At 58.3% G+C, this 20759-nt stretch carries 15 protein-coding genes and 2 tRNA genes; 8 read left to right on the forward strand and 9 right to left on the reverse strand.

Translation table 11 applies throughout. The features are described from left to right. Nucleotides 1-3: 3 nt before the first annotated feature. The 4 genes from accC to NXC24_RS07555 all read right to left on the reverse strand — a co-directional run bounded on the left by accC (nt 4) and on the right by NXC24_RS07555 (nt 3287). Nucleotides 4-1356 carry an acetyl-CoA carboxylase biotin carboxylase subunit gene (gene accC / locus NXC24_RS07540; protein ID WP_199773538.1) on the reverse strand — a complete coding sequence of 451 codons (1353 nt, stop codon included), beginning with the start codon at nt 1354-1356 and terminating at the stop codon, nt 4-6. 5 nt (nt 1357-1361) lie between these two features. Then, nucleotides 1362-1832, reverse strand: a complete 471-nt coding sequence (gene accB / locus NXC24_RS07545) for an acetyl-CoA carboxylase biotin carboxyl carrier protein (RefSeq protein ID WP_104822736.1) — start codon at nt 1830-1832, stop codon at nt 1362-1364. A gap of 23 nt (nt 1833-1855) precedes the next feature. Next, nucleotides 1856-2293 (reverse strand): type II 3-dehydroquinate dehydratase, encoded by a 438-nt coding sequence (gene aroQ / locus NXC24_RS07550; protein WP_104822737.1) that lies wholly within the window; start codon nt 2291-2293, stop codon nt 1856-1858. A gap of 226 nt (nt 2294-2519) precedes the next feature. Next, nucleotides 2520-3287: a DsbA family protein gene (locus NXC24_RS07555; RefSeq protein WP_104822738.1), complete on the reverse strand. Its 768-nt coding sequence runs from the start codon at nt 3285-3287 to the stop codon at nt 2520-2522. 211 nt (nt 3288-3498) lie between these two features. On the opposite strand from NXC24_RS07555, the gene NXC24_RS07560 reads away from it, so the two are divergent. Further along, the gene (locus NXC24_RS07560; RefSeq protein ID WP_104825062.1) at nt 3499-4656 is read left to right on the forward strand and encodes an aminotransferase class I/II-fold pyridoxal phosphate-dependent enzyme; all 1158 of its coding nucleotides are present in this window, start codon (nt 3499-3501) and stop codon (nt 4654-4656) included. Nucleotides 4657-4868: 212 nt separating this feature from the next. Here the strand turns inward: NXC24_RS07560 and NXC24_RS07565 are convergent, their stop codons facing one another. Further along, nucleotides 4869-7757 carry a ribonuclease E/G gene (locus NXC24_RS07565; protein WP_104822739.1) on the reverse strand — a complete coding sequence of 963 codons (2889 nt, stop codon included), beginning with the start codon at nt 7755-7757 and terminating at the stop codon, nt 4869-4871. Between the two features lie 693 nt (nt 7758-8450). On the opposite strand from NXC24_RS07565, the gene NXC24_RS07570 reads away from it, so the two are divergent. From NXC24_RS07570 to prfB, 3 genes are all read left to right on the forward strand, one after another. Then, nucleotides 8451-9665, forward strand: a complete 1215-nt coding sequence (locus NXC24_RS07570; RefSeq protein ID WP_104822740.1) for an N-acetylmuramoyl-L-alanine amidase — start codon at nt 8451-8453, stop codon at nt 9663-9665. Nucleotides 9666-9925: 260 nt separating this feature from the next. Further along, nucleotides 9926-12391 (forward strand): penicillin-binding protein 1A, encoded by a 2466-nt coding sequence (locus NXC24_RS07575; RefSeq protein ID WP_104822741.1) that lies wholly within the window; start codon nt 9926-9928, stop codon nt 12389-12391. A gap of 126 nt (nt 12392-12517) precedes the next feature. After that, a protein-coding gene (gene prfB / locus NXC24_RS07580) for a peptide chain release factor 2 (protein WP_104822742.1) occupies nt 12518-13649 on the forward strand; the annotation gives its coding sequence in 2 pieces (ribosomal slippage) (nt 12518-12586 and nt 12588-13649; 1131 coding nt in all). Between the two features lie 88 nt (nt 13650-13737). Here prfB and NXC24_RS07585 read toward each other — a convergent pair. Beyond that, nucleotides 13738-14511 (reverse strand): NAD kinase, encoded by a 774-nt coding sequence (locus NXC24_RS07585; RefSeq protein ID WP_104822743.1) that lies wholly within the window; start codon nt 14509-14511, stop codon nt 13738-13740. Nucleotides 14512-14677: 166 nt separating this feature from the next. Here NXC24_RS07585 and NXC24_RS07590 point away from each other — a divergent pair. Together NXC24_RS07590 and NXC24_RS07595 are read left to right on the forward strand one after the other, a co-directional pair. Beyond that, nucleotides 14678-14753: transfer RNA gene (locus NXC24_RS07590), tRNA-Thr, on the forward strand. Nucleotides 14754-14979: 226 nt separating this feature from the next. Further along, complete coding sequence (locus NXC24_RS07595) at nt 14980-15222, forward strand: hypothetical protein (protein WP_104822744.1); 243 nt, start codon at nt 14980-14982, stop codon at nt 15220-15222. 352 nt (nt 15223-15574) lie between these two features. On the opposite strand, the gene NXC24_RS07600 is transcribed toward NXC24_RS07595, so the two are convergent. After that, a tRNA-Arg gene (locus NXC24_RS07600) sits at nt 15575-15651 on the reverse strand. Between the two features lie 13 nt (nt 15652-15664). Beyond that, a complete protein-coding gene (locus tag NXC24_RS07605) occupies nt 15665-16066 on the reverse strand; it encodes a hypothetical protein (RefSeq protein ID WP_104822745.1) in 402 nt (133 codons plus the stop codon). 93 nt (nt 16067-16159) lie between these two features. On the opposite strand from NXC24_RS07605, the gene NXC24_RS07610 reads away from it, so the two are divergent. Together NXC24_RS07610 and NXC24_RS07615 are read left to right on the forward strand one after the other, a co-directional pair. After that, nucleotides 16160-16399 carry a helix-turn-helix transcriptional regulator gene (locus tag NXC24_RS07610; protein WP_104822746.1) on the forward strand — a complete coding sequence of 80 codons (240 nt, stop codon included), beginning with the start codon at nt 16160-16162 and terminating at the stop codon, nt 16397-16399. A 175-nt stretch (nt 16400-16574) separates the two neighbouring features. Continuing rightward, entirely contained in the window at nt 16575-18536 is a 1962-nt protein-coding gene (locus tag NXC24_RS07615; RefSeq protein ID WP_158704432.1) for an acyltransferase family protein, read from the forward strand. On the opposite strand, the gene NXC24_RS07620 is transcribed toward NXC24_RS07615, so the two are convergent. Then, complete coding sequence (locus NXC24_RS07620; protein WP_104822748.1) at nt 18522-20705, reverse strand: hypothetical protein; 2184 nt, start codon at nt 20703-20705, stop codon at nt 18522-18524. The genes NXC24_RS07615 and NXC24_RS07620 overlap by 15 nt on opposite strands. Nucleotides 20706-20759: the final 54 nt, after the last annotated feature.

Below are 20759 nucleotides of genomic sequence, written 5' to 3' on the forward strand. Positions count from 1 at the left end.
AGGTTAAGCCGAACCTTTCGCCAGATAGTCTTCCAGCCAATGGATATCGTAATCGCCGTTGGCGATATCCTGGTTGGAAACCAGATCCTGGAACAGAGGCAGCGTGGTCTTGATGCCATCGACCACGAATTCGTCGAGCGCGCGGCGCAGGCGCATCATGCATTCGACGCGGGTGCGGCCATGCACGATCAGCTTGCCGATCAGGCTGTCGTAATAGGGCGGGATTCTGTAGCCCTGGTAGGCGCCCGAATCGATGCGAACGCCAAGGCCGCCCGGTGCGTGGAAATGCGTGATCGTGCCGGGCGAGGGCACGAAGGTGCGCGCGTCCTCGGCATTGATGCGGCATTCGATGGCGTGGCCGTGGAAATGCACGTCTTCCTGCGTCACGGAAAGACCGCCGCCCGAGGCCACGCGGATCTGTTCGTGCACGAGATCGATGCCGGTGATCGCTTCGGTAACCGGATGCTCGACCTGCAGGCGGGTGTTCATTTCGATGAAATAGAACTCGCCGTTTTCATAGAGGAATTCGATCGTGCCGGCGCCGCGATATTTCAGCTTCTTCATGGCGTCGGCGCAGATCTGGCCGATCTTCATCCGCTGCTCGACGTTGAGCGCCGGTGAATTGGCTTCTTCCCAGACCTTCTGGTGGCGGCGCTGCAGCGAGCAGTCGCGCTCTCCGAGATGCACGGCATTCCCTTCGCCATCGCCGAATACCTGGATTTCAATATGGCGCGGCTTGCCGAGATATTTTTCCATGTAGACGGATTCATTGCCGAAGGCGGCTGCCGCCTCGGTGCGCGCCGTCGACCAGGCTTCGAGTACATCGGCTTCCGTGCGCGCCACCTTCATGCCGCGTCCGCCGCCACCGGCGGTCGCCTTGATCAGCACGGGATAGCCGATTTCCTTCGCGGTCCTCAGCGCATCCGCTTCGGTCTTCACTTCGCCGTCCGAACCGGGAACGACGGGAATGCCGAGCTGCTGCGCCGTCGTCTTGGCGGTGATCTTATCGCCCATGATGCGGATGTGATCCGCCGTCGGGCCGATGAAGGTGATGCCATGTGCTTCGAGAATATCGGCGAACTTGGCGTTCTCCGACAAGAACCCATAGCCCGGATGAACGGCGTCGGCACCGGTGATCTCGCAGGCCGCGACGATCTGGTGGATGTTGAGATAGCTCTCGCGCGACGGCGGCGGGCCAATGCACACGCTTTCATCCGCCAGGCGCACATGCATCGCGTCGGCGTCGGCGGTCGAATGCACGGCGACGCTCGCAATGCCGAGCTCCTTGCAGGCGCGCAGCACACGAAGGGCGATCTCTCCGCGATTGGCTATGAGAATCTTCGAAATCATGGGCATGGGGCCTACTCGATGACGACCAGGGCTTCGCCGTATTCGACCGGGCGTCCATCCTGAATGAGGATTTCGGTCACAATACCGGATTTGGGCGCGGGGATCTGGTTCATCGTCTTCATTGCTTCGATGATCAGCAGCGTCTGGCCTTCCTTGACGGAGGCGCCGACCTCGATGAAAGCGGCAGCGCCTGGAGCGGGTGCCATGTAGACCGTGCCTACCATCGGCGCGCTGACGACGTTGTCCGGATTGCGCGACTTGCCGGCAGGTGCGGCCGCTGCAACGGGAGCGGCGGCAGGAGCTGCTGCGGCATAGGCGGGTGCTGCGATCGGTGCCTGAACATATTGAGTCGTGCCGGCGCGCGATACGCGGATGCGCAGATCTTCCTGCTCGACTTCGATCTCGGTCAGATCGGTCTCATTGAGAATATTGGCGAGGTCGCGGATCAGCGCCTGGTCGATACCCAATTTCTTGTCAGCCATGGATGTTTAGCCCTGTATTCTTGTTATTGCGTGATGGATTTCAGCGCATGCAGCGCCAGGATGTAGCTGTGGGGCCCAAAACCGCAGATCATGCCCTTGGCGGCGGGCGCGATCATCGATTTGTGCCGGAATTCTTCGCGTGCGTGGATGTTGGAGATATGAACCTCCACCACCGGAATGGAAATGGCGCGGATCGCATCATGAAGCGCGATCGACGTGTGGCCATAGGCGCCGGGGTTGATGGCGACGCCGGCGGCGACGTCGCCGGCTTCGTGCATCCAGTCGACTAGCACGCCTTCATGGTTGCTCTGGCGAAAGTCGACGACAAAGCCAAGGCTTTCGCCCACGGATTTGCAGTCGGCTTCGATATCCTTGAGCGTCTTGCCGCCATAGATGCCCGGCTCGCGCTTGCCGAGGGCATTCAAATTGGGTCCGTTTAGGACGAAAATGGTTTGCGCCATCAGAGGTTCCGTCAAAGTGCAGCGCAACCTATAGACTCCCGAGGGCGCGTAGGAAAGCCCTCAGGACGTAGGTTGCGCGTGTCTAGGTGTGGAAACGCCCCGATTTTGGCGATTTTACGCATAAGCCCGAAATCGGTTCGACTTCGGAAAGGCTCATACATCTTCTGAGGCGCCACTGTGTCCTTTATGCATCCTGAAAGATGCGCGGCGCAGACATTGCCACGGTTCAGCAGCTCGTCTTGCCGCAACTGCGGACATTGGCGATCTTCTGCTGAATGGCGTCGAGGCCGATTGCGCCGGAGATCGCCTCATTACCGATGACATAGGCCGGCGTGCCGGTGACGTTGAGATCGGTGGCGAGCTGGTACGTGGCCTTGATCGAATCGCTGTTCGGGCTCTTGGCCATTTCAGCGCGAATTGCCGCTTCAGTGACGCCGAGCGAGGTCGCAGCTTCGATGGCGCTGTCTTCCGATGCGCGGCCGTCGCTTCCAAGCAGCGCATGGTGGAATTCAGCATATTTTTCCGGCGCCAGCTTGCGGAACGCATCGGAAACCCGTGCCGCGGCAACCGAATCCGGTCCGAGGATCGGGAATTCCTTCAGCACGAAACGCACATTCGGGTCTTGCTTGAGCAGCGCGTCCATGTCGGGGAGCGCATGGCGGCAATAGGTGCAATTATAGTCGAAGAACTCGACCACGGTGACGTCACCCTTCGGATTGCCAATCGTAACGTCATCCTTGGAATTGAAGATGGCATCCTTATTTTGGGTAACAGCCTGGGCCGACTGAGCGAGGCGCGCCTCGTCCTGTTTCTTTTCAAGCGCCGCTTGCGCGTCCAACAGCACTTCCGGGTGCTCGACGAGGTATTCCTTGATGAACTCCCCGAATTCCTTCTTCTGCTGGTCATCCAGCGCGGCCGCGGGCTGAACCATGGCAAGCGACGCGGCAATGGCGATCGCTGAGGCGGCCAGCAGGGTTTTGGAAAAAAGGGTCATTGGGTCCTCGTTTGAGTAGGTGCTGAGACTCATCGTCCGGTTCGGGATATCACCGCCAGGTTAAAATCCCGAAATTTGTATCGGCAATTTACGGTGCATGCTTATTTCCAGAAACAGGAATTTTCACGACAAAGCCGCAATCGCGGGATTGTGAACAGGCTAATATTGCGGCAATTGTCTGGCTTTAATCCGATCCGAGAAAGAATTGACCTTGTTTTCCCTATCCAAACGCAGCGATGTCGAACCCTTCCACGCCATGGATGTGCTGGCGGAGGCGACCCGTCGGCGTCAGGCGGGGCATGCCGTCATTTCGATGGCCGTCGGCCAGCCGTCGCATCCGACGCCCAAGGCAGCACTTGAGGCAGCACGCACGGCACTCGGGCACGGACGCATCGGCTACACGGACGCACTGGGCACGCTGGCGCTGAAACAGGCGCTAGCGGTTCATTACCAGGTTCGCCATGGGCTGAGCATCGATCCCATGCGGATCGCGATCACGACAGGTTCGTCGGCCGGCTTCAACCTCGCCTTTCTGACGCTGTTCGATCCTGGCGACAGCGTCGCCATCGCAAGGCCCGGCTATCCAGCCTATCGCAATATTCTTGCTGCTCTCGGGCTCGATGTCGTCGAAGTGCCCGTCACCGCCGAAACGCAATTCACGTTGACGCCGGAAAGCCTGGAGGCGGCGCAAGCGGCCAGCGGCAAGCGGCTGAAGGGCGTACTGCTTGCAAGCCCCGCCAATCCTACCGGCACGGTGACCGGCAGGGCGGCGCTGAAGGCGCTTGCCGATTATTGTGCCGACCGTTCGATCGCTTTCATTTCCGACGAAATCTATCATGGACTGACCTTCGTCGGCGAAGAGACGAGCGCTCTGGAACTGACCGATCAGACCATCATCATCAATTCCTTTTCGAAATATTATTGCATGACCGGCTGGCGCATCGGCTGGATGGTGCTGCCGGAGCGCCTGGTGCGCCCGATCGAGCGCGTTGCTCAGAGCCTTTACATTTCGGCGCCGGAGCTCTCGCAGATCGCCGCCGCCGCAGCACTCGGGGCAGGGGCCGAATTGGACGTCTACCGCGAAAGCTACCGCCATAACCGCGATTTCCTGATGCGCCGTCTGCCCGAAATTGGCTTTTCCATCGCGTCGCCGATGGACGGCGCCTTCTACGCCTATGTCGATGTCAGCCGCTTTACCAACGACAGCATGGCCTTCGCCCGCAAGATGCTGGCTGAAATCAACGTCGCCGCCACACCGGGCCTCGATTTCGATCCGATCGAAGGACACCGCGCGATGCGCATCTCCTATGCCGGCTCGAACGCGGAGATCGAGGAAGCGGCAGAACGCATGGCGGCGTGGCTGAAATAGGCTCTTCGATCAGAGGTTTACGGCGAGTTTTGAAGATTTGCACCGAACGGAGATCACTCCGTCCTCCGCGGCAATTCCACCCTATCCGCTGAAATGCGCCTCAGTTCGCGGAAATGCCGATCATCGGCCGCGGTTGCTTGCCGTCTTCCAAAACAAAAATCCGGCCGCGTTGCCACTGCCGGATTTGTTTATTTCGTTCCGAACAGCAGCGTTCAGAAGAAGCCACGGCGCTGCCACCAGCCGGCTTTCTTCGGCTTGGTCGGCTCGCCATCGCCGTCGCCGCCCTCGCTGGTGCGGGTGGACTTGACCACCGGCTCGGAGGAGGAGACGTTCGACTCGCGGTTGGCGCGAGCCGGCTTGGCTGCGGCCTCGATCACTTCGGGCTCCGCAGCGGCGACCGGTTCGGCGGCCTTGTCGAGATCGCCGGCAACTTCGGCAACCGTTTCAGCCTCGGCGTCGATCACGGACACTTCTTCAGTGACCGGTACCTCGACGGGCGATGCTTCCGCCTTCGGCTTGCGGCGGCTGCGGCCCTTGGCGGGCTTCACGTCTTCAACGACGACGGCCGCGGTTTCGACAGCCGCCATTGCCGGCTCGCTTTCGACGGCGGCTTCGCCTTCGGCGACCGCGATATCGGCAACGGTTACAGCGACATCGCTTTCGCCGTCATCCTCATCGTCAGCGCCTTCGTCGGAACCGGCTTCACCGCCGGCGGCTAATTCGTTGCCTTCGCCGTCGCGATTGCGACGCCCGCCACGCTTGCCGCGGCGGCGGCGCTTGCGCTTCTGCTGGCCATCATCGCTGGACACGGCCGCGACTTCGCCGCTGCTGCCGGTATCGTCCTCGTCGCCTTCATCCGCTTCGTCATCGCCTTCCTCGCGGGATGCATCGGCCGATTCGGAGGCTACCTGGGCGTCACCGCCACGACCGCGACGACGGCGGCGGCGCTTGCGCTTGCGGCCACCTTCATTATTTTCGGAGCGCGCTGCGGGCTGCTGTTCGACGCTAGCGGCCTTTTCTTCGAGCTCTTCGTCTTCGTCCTCATCTGCCTCGATGACGATATCGTCGTCATCATCCTCCGGAATGGCGGCGAAGTTGAACAGGGATTCGATCTTCACCGGATTTTCCACCGGCTCGCCGCGGTCGATCGCGAAATGCTGCGTGCCGACGGCATTGTCCGCGCCGATGACGATGGCGACGCCGAAGCGGTTTTCGTAATCGACGATCGTCTGACGCTTGTGATTGAGCAGATAGAGCGCAATGTCCGGCGTCGTACGCACGGTGATGTCGTGCGTCGTGTTCTTCAGCAGGTATTCCTCGATGCCGCGCAGAACATGCAGCGCAACGGAGGACTGCGAGCGAACATGACCGGTGCCGCCGCAATGCGAGCAGATCTGCGTCGTGCTTTCGAGAACCGAAGCGCGGATGCGCTGGCGCGACATTTCCAGAAGGCCGAAATGCGAGATACGGCCGACTTGGATGCGGGCGCGGTCGTTCTTCAGGCATTCCTTCAGCTTCTTCTCGACGGCGCGGTTGTTGCGCTTTTCTTCCATGTCGATGAAGTCGATGACGATCAGGCCGGCAAGGTCGCGCAGGCGAAGCTGGCGGGCAATTTCCTCGGCAGCTTCCAGATTGGTCTGGAGCGCGGTGTCCTCGATCGAGTGTTCGCGGGTCGAGCGGCCGGAGTTGACGTCGATCGAAACCAGCGCTTCCGTCTGGTTCATGATCAGGTAGCCGCCCGAGCGCAAAGTCACCTGCGGCTGCAGCATGCGGTCGAGCTGCGCCTCGATGCCGGAGCGCGAGAAAATCGGATGGATGTCGCGATAGGGCTGAACCACCTTGGCATGGCTCGGCATCAGCATCTTCATGAAGTCTTTCGCTTCACGATAGCCTTCTTCGCCGGCAACGATGATCTCGCCGATATCCTTGTTGTAAAGGTCGCGGATCGAGCGCTTGATCAGGCTGCCTTCTTCGTAGACGAGGCAAGGCGCTGTCGAAGCGAGTGTCAACGTGCGGACGTTTTCCCAGAGGCGCATCAGATATTCGAAGTCACGCTTGACCTCGACCTTGGTGCGGTTGGCGCCGGCGGTACGCAGGATGACGCCCATGCCCTGCGGCACTTCGAGCATCTTGGCGATTTCCTTCAGGCGCTTGCGGTCCTGCGGATTGGTGATCTTGCGGGAGATACCACCGCCGCGCGCCGTGTTCGGCATCAGAACCGAGTAGCGGCCTGCGAGCGAAAGATAGGTGGTAAGTGCTGCGCCCTTGTTGCCGCGCTCTTCCTTGGCAACCTGCACCAGCAGGATCTGCCGACGCTTGATGACTTCCTGAATGCGATACTGTTTCCGCGGCTTGCGCTGCGTGCGGTCCGGAACCTCTTCCATCGCGTCTTCGGCGCCGACGGATTCGATTACTTCTTCTTCCTGGTCGTGATCATCGTCGTCGTCATCGTCGTGACGGCGCTTGGAAACATCGACATCCTCGGAAATCGAATCGGTTTCGACCATCGCGGCCATCTCGCCGGACGGGCCGCCTTCTTCATCTTCGCTCGGCGCGTCGACTGTAGCGATCGCTTCGGCTGCAGGAGCCTCCTCGGCGGCAGCTTCAGCGACCACCTTCTTGCGGCTGCGGCGTGGCTTGGCCTTCTTCGCCGGAGCTTCCTCGACGGGAGCAGCCGCTACCTCAGGGGCAAGGGCTTCTTCCGTCACCGCGACTTCCGCCTCGTCCTTCTGGACGATGCCGATGTCGGGCTGTTCCTGCTGGGAAAGATCGAGCGCCGTTTCGACATGCTCGACATCGTCGTCGCGGCGATGCTCTTCGGCTTCCGCCTTCAGGAGCGCCTGCCGGTCGGCGAGCGGAATCTGGTAGTAGTCGGGATGGATTTCGGCAAAGGCCAGGAAGCCATGCCGGTTGCCGCCGTAATCCACGAAAGCGGCTTGCAGCGAGGGCTCAACCCTCGTCACCTTGGCGAGATAGATATTGCCGCGGATTTGCTTCTTGTGCTGCGACTCGAAGTCAAATTCTTCTATGCGGTTCCCGCGAACGACAACAACACGCGTCTCTTCCTCGTGAGACGCATCGATAAGCATTTTGTCTGCCATGTAAGCTGTGCTCCTCGGCGCCGGCATGCGGAAAGGCGCCGGCCGGTCGCTAGGACAGGCTGGTTGCACTCCACTATTGCTGCACCGGATAATGAAAGTCGCGATTGGTTGTTTTGCGATGACGATGACAGCAGCCAGACAGCGGCCGGGACATCAGTTCCCCGGGGTCTGTTCACTTCTTGAAAAAGCTGCTGCGGTACCATCCGTAACCAAGCGAGATCGACAATGCCTTAGACCCAACAAACGGGTCCGATGAATGTGCTCTCTTTAAAGAGCGTTTGGTGGCTCTCCACCGATGAATTTCCCGCGCAAAACCGGAAATTCAGATATCCAGTATGGGAGCAGAAGCACTGTAGACGGCGGATGACGGCCGCTTATGGCGCCTAGTACTCGAGGCGGCTGCCTTTGCGGCGACTCTATCCCGTCAACACTTCTACCCTAATATGCGTTGTATGTTTTATCTGTCACAATAGCAAGGGGAAAGCCAAGTATGCCATAATATTGATGGATTCGTCGGATGATGAAGGTGCGGGGACGGCGTTTCCGATTCTTCTCCCGGCACGCCATCACATCGGCACTATCGCGTCATCCGTGGTTTTCCCGTTATTTTTGGACTTCAAAAACAACGTCGAAATCAATATGGGGCGCGGTGGGCGATAGTTAAAGGGATTGCGGCATGCGACGGAGAATGGCGTGAGGGCTTTGCGAATTGCAGCGGTGGCCCTCGCAGTGACGGCTCTTCCGATTCTCTCGCCGCTTGCGACGGCCATGGCCGCCGCCGATCCATTGCTCGCCTATGGCGCACGCATCGCCGGCGACGATGCCCGCACCCGTATCGTCATCGATATGGATCGCGAGCCGACCTTCACGGTCCATTATCTTGACAACCCCGTACGCGTCATCGTCGACCTTCCGGCAACCGCCTTCGGTTTCCCCGCAGCCGATCTGAAGCCGATCGGCCTCTTCAAGGATATCCGCTACGGCACCATGGATGAGGACAGCGCCCGCATCGTGCTGACGGCGGCCAAGCCGGTGAAGCTGGTCATGGCCAAGGTGCAGCCCGACGAAAGCGGCAAGGGGCATCGCCTCGTGCTCGATGCTGAGATACTGCCTGCCGGGCAGTTTGCGGATCTTATCAAGCAGCAGAGCTGGACCAACGATGACACCGCAAAGGATGTCGGTCCGGTGGCACCGATCGAAAGGGCCGATCCGAGCAGCTTCCTCGTGGCGGTCGACGCCGGTCATGGCGGGATCGACGCCGGCGCAACGGCCAGCGATGGCGTCACCCAGGAGAAGGACATCACACTCGCCTTTGCCAAGCTCCTGGCCGACAAGCTGAACGCCAAGCCCGGCATCAAGGCTTTCCTGACGCGCGACAATGATGAATATCTGTCGCTGTCGCAGCGCGTGACCATCGCCCGGCAGAATCACGCCTCACTGTTTATCTCGCTGCATGCCGACACGCTGAAGCAGAAGGATATCCGCGGCGCCACGGTCTATACGATCTCCGACAAGGCCTCCGACAAGCTCGCCAGCGAAGTCGCCGACCGCGAAAACAATTCCGACCAGCTTGCCGGCGCCGAGACGCAGGCCCAGCCTGCCGCCGTCGCGGATATTCTAATGGACCTGACCCGGCGTGAGACGCAGGCTTTTTCCATCTCGCTGGCGCGGGATGTGCTCACCTCGTTCAATGGCCAGATCTCGATGATCAACAACCCGCATCGCCATGCCGGCTTCCGCGTGCTGCAGGCGCCGGATGTTCCCTCCATTCTCCTCGAGCTTGGCTTCCTCTCGAACAAGGATGATGAGAAACTTTTACTCGATCCCGATTGGCGGCAGAAATTGGCGGATCGGCTGACTGATGCGGTACAGCAGTACCGCGTTTCGACCATCGCGAATGGCGGCTGAGACGGTAGAATAGCGGCGCCGTTCGTGTCTTCCATGTAACAGCCGTTGCTAATGGGCTGGGATGAAGTGAGGAATACCAGCGGTGAGCCCTATTTTGCTCACATTCCCGCCGTTACACCAAAGTATTGTTTGCCGCGGTCGGCATGCACGGCTTTATGCCGTTGCCGTCTTGCATTCACGCCCCGAGCGTGCAAAACGCCCGTGAATGTGCGATGGTCTCGCGCATGCGCCGCATGAAGAAGAAGCACCGGTAGCATCATATGGTCAGACTGATTGGATATTTCTTTGGGCTGGGCTGCCTCCTGTTCCTGGGTGCGGCGGCGGCGGCGGCTATTTATCTGAGCGTCGTTTCCAAGGATCTGCCGGATTATGAGGTGCTCGCCAAATACGCGCCGCCGGTGACGACCCGCATTCATGCGGGCAACGGTGCCTTGATGAAGGAATATTCGCGCGAGAACCGGCTTTTCCTGCCGATCCAGGCCATTCCCGATCGCGTCAAGGCCGCTTTCCTCTCGGCAGAAGACAAGAACTTCTACAATCATCCGGGCGTCGATGTCGGCGGCCTGATGCGCGCCGTCGCCGTAAACCTTCAGAATATCGGTTCCGGCCGCCGTTTCGTTGGCGCATCGACCATCACCCAGCAGGTCGCCAAGAACTTCCTGCTTTCGGCCGACCAGACCTTCGACCGCAAGATCAAGGAAGCGATCCTCTCCTTCCGCATCGAACAGGCCTACAGCAAGGACAAGATCCTCGAACTCTATCTGAACGAGATCTATTTCGGCCTCAATTCCTATGGCATCGCCGGTGCGGCGCTGACCTATTTCGACAAGTCGGTCAACGAGCTGACGATTGCCGAATCGGCTTATCTCGCTTCGCTGCCCAAGGGCCCGTCCAACTACAATCCGTTCCGTCACCCCGATGCTGCGATGACCCGCCGCAACTGGGTTATCGACCGCATGGTCGAGAATGGCTATGTCAGCCAGAGCGACGGCGAAGAAGCCAAGAAGCAGCCGCTCGGCGTTGCGCCGCCAAAGAGTGGCCCGTCGCTCTTCGCCTCCGATTATTTTGCCGAAGAAGTCCGCCGCCAGTTGATCGACCAATATGGCGAGAAAACCCTCCTCGAGGGCGGGCTTTCGGTCCGCACCTCGCTGGATCCGCAGATCCAGATCGAAGCACGCAAGGCGTTGCAGGACGGACTGGTCGACTACGACGAGCGCCGCGGCTTCCATGGCCCGATCAAGCAGATCGCGACATCGCAGGATTGGGGTCCGGAACTCGCCAAGATCCCGGCCTTGAGTGATGTGCCGGAATGGCAGCTCGCCGTCGTGCTTTCCGTGTCCGATCAAACGGTCGATATCGGCCTGCAGCCAAGTGTCGACGCCGCGGGTAAGGTCGCGAACGATCGCAAGCGTGGTACGATCGCCGTAGCCGACATGCGTTGGGCTTTCCGCTCGGCGGGTGGCAGCAAGACGGCGAAATCGCCGACCGGCGTGTTGAACCCCGGTGACGTGATCTATGTCCAGAAGAGCGGCGATGCCGATTCGAGCGCCTATCGCCTGCGCCAGCCTCCGAAAGTGCAGGGCGGCCTCGTCGTGATGGACCCGCATACCGGCCGCGTGCTCGCCATGGTCGGCGGTTTCTCCTATGCGCAGTCGGAGTTCAACCGCGCTACCCAGGCTAAACGCCAGCCCGGCTCGTCCTTCAAGCCCTTCGTTTACGCGGCGGCCATGGACAATGGCTATACACCGGCGTCGGTCATTCTTGACGATCCGCTCCAGATCACGCTCAGCAACGGACAGGTGTGGAAGCCGGAAAACTACGAAGGCGAGGGCGGCGGCGCCCATACGCTTCGCTTTGCCATCGAGCATTCGCGCAACCTGATGACCGTGCGTCTCGCTGCGGATATGGGCATGCCGCTGGTCGCCGAATATGCCGACCGCTTCGGCATCTATGACCGCATGAACCCGGTTCTTGCCATGGCGCTTGGCGCCGGCGAGACGACGGTGCTGCGCATGGTTTCCGCCTATTCGGTCATCGCCAATGGCGGCAAGCAGATCAAGCCGACATTGATCGACCGCATTCAGGACCGCTATGGCGCGACCATCTTCAAGCACGAAGAGCGCGTCTGCGACGCCTGCAATGTCAGCGATTGGCAGAATCAGGATGAGCCAGTCATCGCCGACAACCGCGAGCAGGTGCTCGATCCGATGACTGCCTATCAGGTGACTTCGATGATGCAGGGCGTCGTCATCCGCGGCACGGCCGCCGGCAAGATCAAGCTGAACACCGATGTCGCCGGCAAGACCGGTACGACCAACGATGAAAAGGACGCCTGGTTCGTCGGCTTTACGCCGAGCCTCGTTGCCGGCCTTTATGTCGGCTACGACACGCCGAGCACACTCGGCCGCGGCGCGACCGGTGGCTCGATCGCCGCGCCGATCTTTAACGAGTTCATGCAGGCCGCCACCAAGGATGAGCAGCCGGAGAAATTCCAGGTTCCGGCGGGCATGAATATGATGGCCGTCAACCGCGCGACCGGCATGGCCGCGCAGCCCGGCGATCCCGATGCCATCATGGAAGCCTTCAAGCCCGGCACTGGTCCTGCGACCACCTATACGGTCATCGGCGGCGGCGATGCGTCGGCGCAGGTCGCGCCCGAGGAAATTCTGAAGACCTCGCCGCAGGCGAACCAGGCAGTCACATCAGGTGCGGGCGGTCTCTTCTGATCCTGGTCGATTTGTCCAATGATCATGCGGCGGGGCTTTACAGTCGCGGCATGTGTATCTATGTCACCAGCACTCTTTGAATTGAACAGCCGTTCATAGCGAACGGCCGAATAAAGAAGCAGGAACATGCGAGCGGAAATCGAGAATGTAGTCGACGAAACCAAGCAGGCCATAAGCCTGCTGAGGAGGCATCTTTGACTGGGATCAGGCGATAAGACGACTGGACTGGTTGAACAACAAGGCAGAGGACCCGACCCTCTGGAACGATGCCTCCGAAGCGCAGAAGCTGATGCGCGAGCGCCAGCAGCTTGATGACGGCATCAACGGCGTGCGTGCGCTTGAGCAGCAGCTTGCCGACAATGTCGAACTGATCGAGCTTGGCGAGGAAGAGGGCGATGCCGACGTCGTCCGCGAGGCCGAAGAGGCCCTCAAGAGCTTGAAGACGGAAGCTGCGCGCCGGCAGGTGGAAGCCATGCTTTCGGGCGAGGCCGATTCCAACGATACCTACCTCGAAGTCCATTCCGGCGCCGGCGGCACCGAGAGCCAGGACTGGGCGAACATGCTGCTGCGCATGTACACTCGCTGGGCAGAGCGTCAGCGCTTCAAAGTGGAATTGCTCGAAGTCCATGACGGCGAAGAAGCCGGCATCAAATCGGCGACGCTGCTGGTCAAGGGCCACAATGCCTATGGCTGGCTGAAGACCGAATCGGGCGTTCACCGCCTGGTTCGCATCTCGCCCTATGACAGCAATGCCCGCCGTCACACCTCCTTCTCGTCGATCTGGGTCTATCCGGTCGTCGACGATTCGATCCAGATCGAGATCAACGAGGGCGACTGCCGCATCGACACCTATCGTTCGTCCGGCGCCGGCGGCCAGCACGTCAACACGACCGACTCGGCGGTGCGTATCACGCACATCCCGACCGGCATCGTCGTGCAATGCCAGCAGGAACGCTCGCAGCACAAGAACCGCGCCAAGGCCTGGGACATGCTGCGCGCCCGCATGTACGAAGCGGAATTGATGAAGCGGGAAGAGGCCGCCAACGCCGAAGCCGCCTCGAAGACCGATATCGGCTGGGGCCACCAGATCCGCTCCTACGTCCTGCAGCCTTATCAGCTCGTCAAGGACTTGCGCACCGGCGTCGCCAGCACGGCCCCAGATGACGTGCTCGATGGCGATCTCAACGAGTTCATGGAAGCTGCCCTCGCGCACCGCATCAGCGGCGCGGCCGACGCGGTGGTGGACGACGTGGATTAAGAGCAAGATTTATTGGATCGAAGAAAGGCCCCGGAGACGGGGCTTTTTTGTTGGCTGGAATGCCGCTCTTGCGATGCGCAAGTATTTCTTAATCCGAAAACTGCTCCGCCAATATCCGCTCCGACCACGACCTGTCTGGATCGGAGAGAATACGCGCCGTCGTGTCTTCGGTCTGGGCGATCTTGACGCCCACGACCGATTTGACTTCGGTGTTGTCGGCAACCGCATTGACCGGGCGTTTTTCTGCCTCCAGCACGGTGATGTCGATCGTCACCTTGTTGGGCAGGAGGGCGCCGCGCCAGCGGCGAGGGCGGAAAGCGCTGACTGGGGTGATGGCGAGCAGCGGTGCCTCGAGCGGCAGGATGGGGCCGTGAGCGGAGAGATTATAGGCGGTGGAACCGGCCGGCGTCGTCACCATCAGCCCGTCGCAGATCAGTTCCGGCAGACGGACATGGCCGTCGATCTCGACCTTCAGCTTGGCCGCCTGATAGGACTGGCGAAACAATGACACCTCGTTGATGGCAAGCGCGACGGATGTGCTGCCGTCTGCGTTGCGCGTGCTCATCTGCAGCGGATGAAAGGCATTTTCGACAGCCGCTTCGATGCGTTCGGCCAGGCATTCGGTACGATAATCGTTCATCAGGAAGCCGATGGAGCCGCGATTCATGCCATAGACGCGCTTGCCGGAATTCATCGTATTGTGCAGCGTCTGCAGCATGAAGCCATCGCCGCCGAGCGCAACGACGATATCCGCATCTTCCTGCGGCGTTTGGCCGTAAAGACGAATCAATTCCTCCCGCGCGCTTTGGGCTTCCGGCGCGGTCGATGCGAGAAAACAAACAGACTGAAAAGCGCGTGACATGCAATGTCCTTTGAATAATCGTACTAGGTAATGATATTCCCCCTACGCGACAAGACGTTTTGCAAAGACTGGTGAATAGGCAGGCGCTTCGATCCGCTCCATCAAAGCCAAACTGCCGATTTTCCCTTTACAGGAAATCAAAATCTGCTACTTGGCATGCCGATGTGCCCTTGTAGCTCAGTTGGTAGAGCACCTGATTTGTAATCAGGGGGTCGCGGGTTCGAACCCTGCCGGGGGCACCAAAAATTCACAGTCAGATCAATGACTTAATGATTAACCCGCCCTCAGTTGGCGGGTTTTTCATGCGCCACTGATTTAACCAGAATTACCATGTTTTCCTGGCTTTCCCTTAGAGTAGCGGGGATTCGGTGGAACATGGATGGCGCATGACGGCGGCCTGCTCTCCATTAGGTACCTCCGCCAATCAGGTTTACAATCAACGCGGCCCTAGTCGGCTGGGGGATTGCGATGGCCTACACGACCGTGGATTTGGAAATGGCCGAGAGCCATATCTCGTTGGGTGAAAAGCACATCGTCGAGCAAGAGATGCTGATCACAATTTTCACTGCCAAGGGTTATGACACTGTGGGTGCCGAAAGGCTTCTTGAGTTGTTCGTGGATATGCTGAAAATCCACCGCGATCATCGAGACATGATTGCTTCTAAATTGCAGCGATCTGGACCGCCTGCAGCGCGCGGACCACGAGACTGAGTGGATGCGGATTGCTGACGGTGACGCCAATCAATCCGGACACGGTGTCCAGATTGAAAGCAAGAGAAGCGACGGAAGAGGCCACCGCCCCGAATCCGGCATCTCTCTAGCGGCCCGCTCGCTCCCTATACCGGGCAAGACCGAAGAGGCGACACATTTAAAGCCGCCGACGCGCCTAGAGCGGCAACGCCGACGGTCGCGGTACGTGTTCAAGCGCACCGCCTGTCCTGCCGCTCGAAGCCGGCGGGATCTGCTTCTCTTCCACAATAACGCAGTCGTGTGTAGTTGAAAACCGGCCAGCGCTCCTCTGGTGTTGGCGAGGGTGGTGATAGCGCTGGCCATTGGTAACTGGTGGCGACCCCTGCAGGACTCGAACCTGCGACAACCTGCTTAGAAGGCAGGTGCTCTATCCAACTGAGCTAAGGGGCCGAATCTACTATGACTATTGTCTCTGCTGTCTCGGCAAATAGAAATCCAACCTCGTGGCTCGCATGTCGATTTCGCAAGCCTCAGCAAGTCCAACGGCGGTGCCAGTAAGAAGACCGGCAATCTTCTTGATGACGTCCTCGATCTCCAATCCGCGGTAGGCGCGATCGTATACGGTGTCGAGCAGGTGATGGGCGCAGCCAATGCGATGAATAGCGTTCTCGATGTCTCGCGGAACGATATCGACGGCAGCATCAAGAATGGCGTCGACGGTGGCGTATCCGATGTCGCGGGTGGTTTCACATCCAACGGCGTCGGCGTCATCGATTTTTTCTACCGTCTCACGGAACAGCGGAAAGAGGTCCGGCCGGAGGTCGGTGACGTTTGCTCTCAATTTGTTAACCAACATTTGCGTCATTTTGGGATCCTCGTTGCAAATCAACGTTATATAATTTATATAACCTGATAGAGAAAAAGTCGTCAACATAAATTTTACAAGGTTATAGAAAATATGTCACTCACTGCGGGTCAGTGCAGGGCGGCCAGAGGTCTCATTGGGTGGCCACAGTCGCAGTTATCTGAAGCATCCAAGGTTTCGCCAGCTACGATCGCGAACTTTGAATCCGGCAAGCGCGTCCCTATTGCCAACAACCTTACCGCCATCCGCACTGCCCTCGAAGCAGCCGGCGTGCTCTTCATCGACGCCAACGGCAACGGTCCTGGCGTTCGCCTGCGTGATAGGCAGGGATAAACGACGGTATCAATGGCCACCAGCGGCAGCGATAACTGCACAGCAATTGCCGTCTCGCCGCGCTTTGGATTCCTATGGGGGAGGTGATGGCCGACAAGGCGCAGCCCTAGTGTATCTCTAATGCCACAATACAAAATTTCTGCGCGTTAAAAGCTACAGCTAATACAATAGCTGATTGAATTTATTCGCGGTTGCGGAAACAGTTGTCAGCTATCTTCAACAGGTTGTAGATATGCTGAAACGAGAAGATATCCAATTGCTACGCGCGATTGCCGTAATGGCGGTGATCCTGTACCACTTGCATTTATGGAATTTTACGGGCGGATACGTTGGAGTTGACGTATTCTTTGTTATCAGTGGTTACCTGATCACGGCGAAAATCATCAACGCTATTGACGATGGTAGTTTCTCGTACCTCGGATTTTCCCTGCAGCGCGCAAGACGCCTTGTGCCGGCATTGGTCGCCACCATAGCTGTATCTTTTCTAATTGCGGTAGCAATTATGCTTCCTAGCGATATGGCGCGAATGTCTTCCGCAACAATATACGCTCTTCTTGGCGTCTCCAATTTCTTATTTTGGAGCGAGTCGGGATATTTCGACGCTAGCGGGACACTGAAACCACTGCTTCACACATGGTCTCTTGCTGTTGAGTTGCAGTTCTATTTGTTTTGGCCAATCTTGATTGGCGCGATCTGTCGTTTAAAGTTGTATCGCCTCATCTCGCTGACACTCGTCACGATCGCGGGATACTATGCATCTACTTACATGATGCATTCCGACCGCAGTGCCGCATTTTTTCTTACTCCATTTAGGATCTGGGAGTTTTCACTAGGCGGCTGCATCATTGGGCTCGAGCGAACTGCGTGGGCGTCAAAACTCAGGTCAAATATCGGTTATCTCGTCGGCTTGACGGCGGTAATCGTGCCGGTTTTTGCTTACAACGAAAACACAATATTCCCAGGGGCCTCTGCAATTATCCCGGCTGGAGGTACCGCTATCGCTATCTTCTTTGGTAAAGAAGCAAAGATGGCAAGGTTAATTAGTGTGCGCCCGGCAACTTATATTGGCGAGATTAGTTATTCCCTTTACCTAGTACATTGGCCAATTTTCGTCTTCGCACTATACGGCACACAACGAAGTCTAGTTGGCCTCGAATTAGGCATCCTCCTTTTTTTGATCTTCTTTGCGGCGTTGGTTATGCACTACTTTATCGAAAAGGCGCATCAGAAAACGTCAGTTAAATATCGTGCTGCTATTTCGTTCGGCTTTGTAGCGATGCTATCGGTTGGCCTAGCGTCTGTCGTTCAGGCACGAAACGGAGTAATATGGGGCATAGCGCCAGAACTACTCAAGATCGATGATATCGATCAGGTTCAGTCCGCCGCATATATATGGGGCAACATGAACAAGAGATATGCTGCCAATTTCCAAGGCGGCGGCCGAACAAAGGTACTGATAATCGGGGATTCTCAAGCTGCGGACTTAACCAACATTATGGTCGAGACTGGCATGGAGGATCGATTTGAGATCGTAACCCGTACCGTTTATTACGAATGCGGCGCTCCGCTTCTGCCTGCGGAACAGAGGAAGAAATTTTGGGAAACTGAGAATCAGTTCACAATGAAAGATCCAACATTTGTGAGCCGGTGCTCAACCTTGATGGACGACGTCACTAATTCTCCAGCCATCAAAGAAGCCGACGAAATTCTGATAGCATACTATTGGCGAGACTATTCCGTCGGATTGGCCGGCGACGCGTTAGCGGAGTTGCGCAAGCATACAAAGGCGCCAGTCATCTTCGCTGGACTCAAGAACTTCAGCGACAGCCCGAGCAAGATCGCCCTGCGATATGGGAGCTTGCGTGGGCTTGAGCAGAATCTTTCAAAATACATCGACCCAAAAACTCCAGCAATAAACGCTGCGCTTGGCAGCGTCCAGGGTGCTGGATACTTGGATTTACTGTCTTTGGTATGCGTAACTTCTGGTTGCGCCACCAGAGACGACCAAGGTCTGGCGGTTTACAATGACGCTACGCACCTAAGCCGAAGCGGCATTGCTTACCTTAAGTCCATCGGCAGGTTCGATGGTCTTTTCTCTAATATATCCCAACAGGTCGCAAGGCTATCTAAGGGGTGAATAGAAAGCCGTCAATTCGGCAATCGCCGCCGCCTGCGCATCAATCGCCGCCGACTGAGCATCGACAATGCCATTCAGATCCTGAACAGCCTTCCACAGTACAGGAATTAGCTGATCAGGGCGCAGGCCCTTCGTTCCATCTTCGTCTTCGACATATCCGCCGAAGTCGATGCCAAGACCATCGAAGGCATTCTTGACCTCTTCGGCATTGAAGCCCCAATGGGTGCGCTTCCCCGGCAGGTCGCGTGTTGCTGTGCGCTTGACCTTGCCTGGCACCATGCGTGGAACGAAATGAACGCGCGGGATGCGCTGCTCTTCGCGAATAATGTTGCCGTCTTTGTCGGTGGTCGCTGGCCGCACCGTGAACAACTCGTTGCCGTCGGCGTCATGGATCGGAAGCGCATCATAAACGGGGCGCGTTTCTTTTCGCGTCACCTCGACAGCTTTGCCGTCGACGATCTCCGTTGCCGTTACTTCCACTTCCTCGGTGGCCTGCACCTCGCCATCTTCTTCAACCTCGTAGGCTTCTTGGCCCCCGCTCTCCCATTTGAAGGTAATGGGATCGATCGCGGAGAAGAGCGCCCAAACATCCGGCAATTTCTCAATATCGGTCTTTAGACGAGGATCGGAGGTTTGAATCGTTCCGTTCACCGCCCAAACCGTCGTGAAGCGATGGGTGCTGTTGCCAAGTTGATAGGCATTATCGTTGACCGGCAGAATCGACTGGTTTGTTTGGATGTAACCAACGGCGGGATGCCCGAGCTGCAGAATATTGGTGGCATCGAGATTCAGGAGACTGAGAAGCGTGCCCGTCGAATTGGCCTGCACCATGGGTACTGCATTCGGCAGTGCCAGTGTGTAGTTCAATGCGGCAACACCGAGCATGTCGAGACCGTAGGTATGTGCACCTTCGACTTTATAAGCAGAGGGCGCGCTTGTGGCCTCGATGAAGCCGGCCTTGGCGTGGTAGCCATGCGCCGCAAAACCGTAATTGTATTTGCTGGCGTCGAAATAGCCGGCCGACCAGAAACCGGCCGTGCCGCGCATTGCACCAGTAGCGGCTACATAGCCATAGACGCCGTTTGCGGCGGCAAGCGTGTCAGCATGCGCGCCGCGGTTATTCATATCGTTTTCCTGGACATAGAGCGTGCCGTATCCGGGGCCGCCTTTTCCATCCGTGATGTAATTCGCGGCGTAAAGCTCTGGCGCTGTCGCCGTGCTCTTTACGAGAACGCCGTGGCCAACCTTGTAAACTGTTCCGGCCGGTCCTGTAGGCTCAACTGTCTGGTTTAGCTCAATGTAGTCGCCAATCTCCGGCAGTGTTGTGTCGTTTGCCGCGGCGATCATCTTCTTGCCGAAACGTGCCGGCACGGCGCCAGGTGTCCACGTTCCAGTCATGCGAATCGCAGTCAGGGTATTAATCGCATCCTGAACTACATCGGGTGCGACATCCTCACGCCCGCTGGCATCTGCCTTGACGCGCGAATAATAGCCGCCGTGGCCCACCAAAGACGTTGGCAGATTTACGGATGCTGCAGAACTGGCCGCTGCTGCGGCGGCGGCCTCTGCGGCTACTTGCGCGGCTTCTGCAGCCGCTACAATGGCAGCGGAAACCTCATCATTCACACAACGGAACGTCGAGCCCTGCACATATCCGAACAGAATAGGTGGAATGCCGCCGGCGGCAATATCGTTGCCAGAGTTGGTCTTGACCGTAAGAATTGCGCCGCCGTTGAACTGGATCGTCACCGGGCTCAAGGTGTTCGTCTCGTAGACATTGGTGACTACGAGAGCGGACGCGCTGATCGGAATAGAGCTCGTTGCCTGAATGGCGTTCGGTGTGCCCGCGCCGGTGTCTTCCGCAACAATAAAGCTGAACGGCAGGTCTCCAGCACGCGACCACGAGCCAGATCCGGACGCCCCAGCCTTGACGTAAATGCCGTTGTACGCCGTCGTCGCGTCGCCAAGCACCCAAGCCATAGCCGGCGCGGCGTGAGCCAGATCGGCATAAAGAGCGGCGCGCGAGGTATAGAGCAGGCCACCGTTAGAGGTGAAGGCGTTGACCAATGATTCCAGCCAAGTGCCCCATGCGCGGATGTCCGATTTTAGCGGGGTGTACGGATCGGTATAAGGACCGTCGGCCCAAATGTTTGATGCCAGTTGCGGCATAGGATCTCCATGAAAAAAGCCCGCGCGAGGGCGGGCTGAAAGGTTGGAATGATG

Origin of the sequence: Rhizobium sp. NXC24, from assembly GCF_002944315.1 — a bacterium.
GTDB lineage: Bacteria > Pseudomonadota > Alphaproteobacteria > Rhizobiales > Rhizobiaceae > Rhizobium.

Excerpts from the sequence above, each read along its gene's own strand:
- accC (WP_199773538.1), bottom strand. The coding sequence starts at position 1,356 with ATGCCCATGATTTCGAAGATTCTCATAGCCAATCGCGGAGAGATCGCC.
- accB (WP_104822736.1), bottom strand. The coding sequence starts at position 1,832 with ATGGCTGACAAGAAATTGGGTATCGACCAGGCGCTGATCCGCGACCTC.
- aroQ (WP_104822737.1), bottom strand. The coding sequence starts at position 2,293 with ATGGCGCAAACCATTTTCGTCCTAAACGGACCCAATTTGAATGCCCTC.
- NXC24_RS07555 (WP_104822738.1), bottom strand. The coding sequence starts at position 3,287 with ATGACCCTTTTTTCCAAAACCCTGCTGGCCGCCTCAGCGATCGCCATT.
- NXC24_RS07565 (WP_104822739.1), bottom strand. The coding sequence starts at position 7,757 with ATGGCAGACAAAATGCTTATCGATGCGTCTCACGAGGAAGAGACGCGT.
- NXC24_RS07575 (WP_104822741.1), top strand. The coding sequence starts at position 9,926 with ATGGTCAGACTGATTGGATATTTCTTTGGGCTGGGCTGCCTCCTGTTC.
- NXC24_RS07585 (WP_104822743.1), bottom strand. The coding sequence starts at position 14,511 with ATGTCACGCGCTTTTCAGTCTGTTTGTTTTCTCGCATCGACCGCGCCG.
- NXC24_RS07595 (WP_104822744.1), top strand. The coding sequence starts at position 14,980 with ATGGCCTACACGACCGTGGATTTGGAAATGGCCGAGAGCCATATCTCG.
- NXC24_RS07605 (WP_104822745.1), bottom strand. The coding sequence starts at position 16,066 with ATGACGCAAATGTTGGTTAACAAATTGAGAGCAAACGTCACCGACCTC.
- NXC24_RS07610 (WP_104822746.1), top strand. The coding sequence starts at position 16,160 with ATGTCACTCACTGCGGGTCAGTGCAGGGCGGCCAGAGGTCTCATTGGG.
- NXC24_RS07620 (WP_104822748.1), bottom strand. The coding sequence starts at position 20,705 with ATGCCGCAACTGGCATCAAACATTTGGGCCGACGGTCCTTATACCGAT.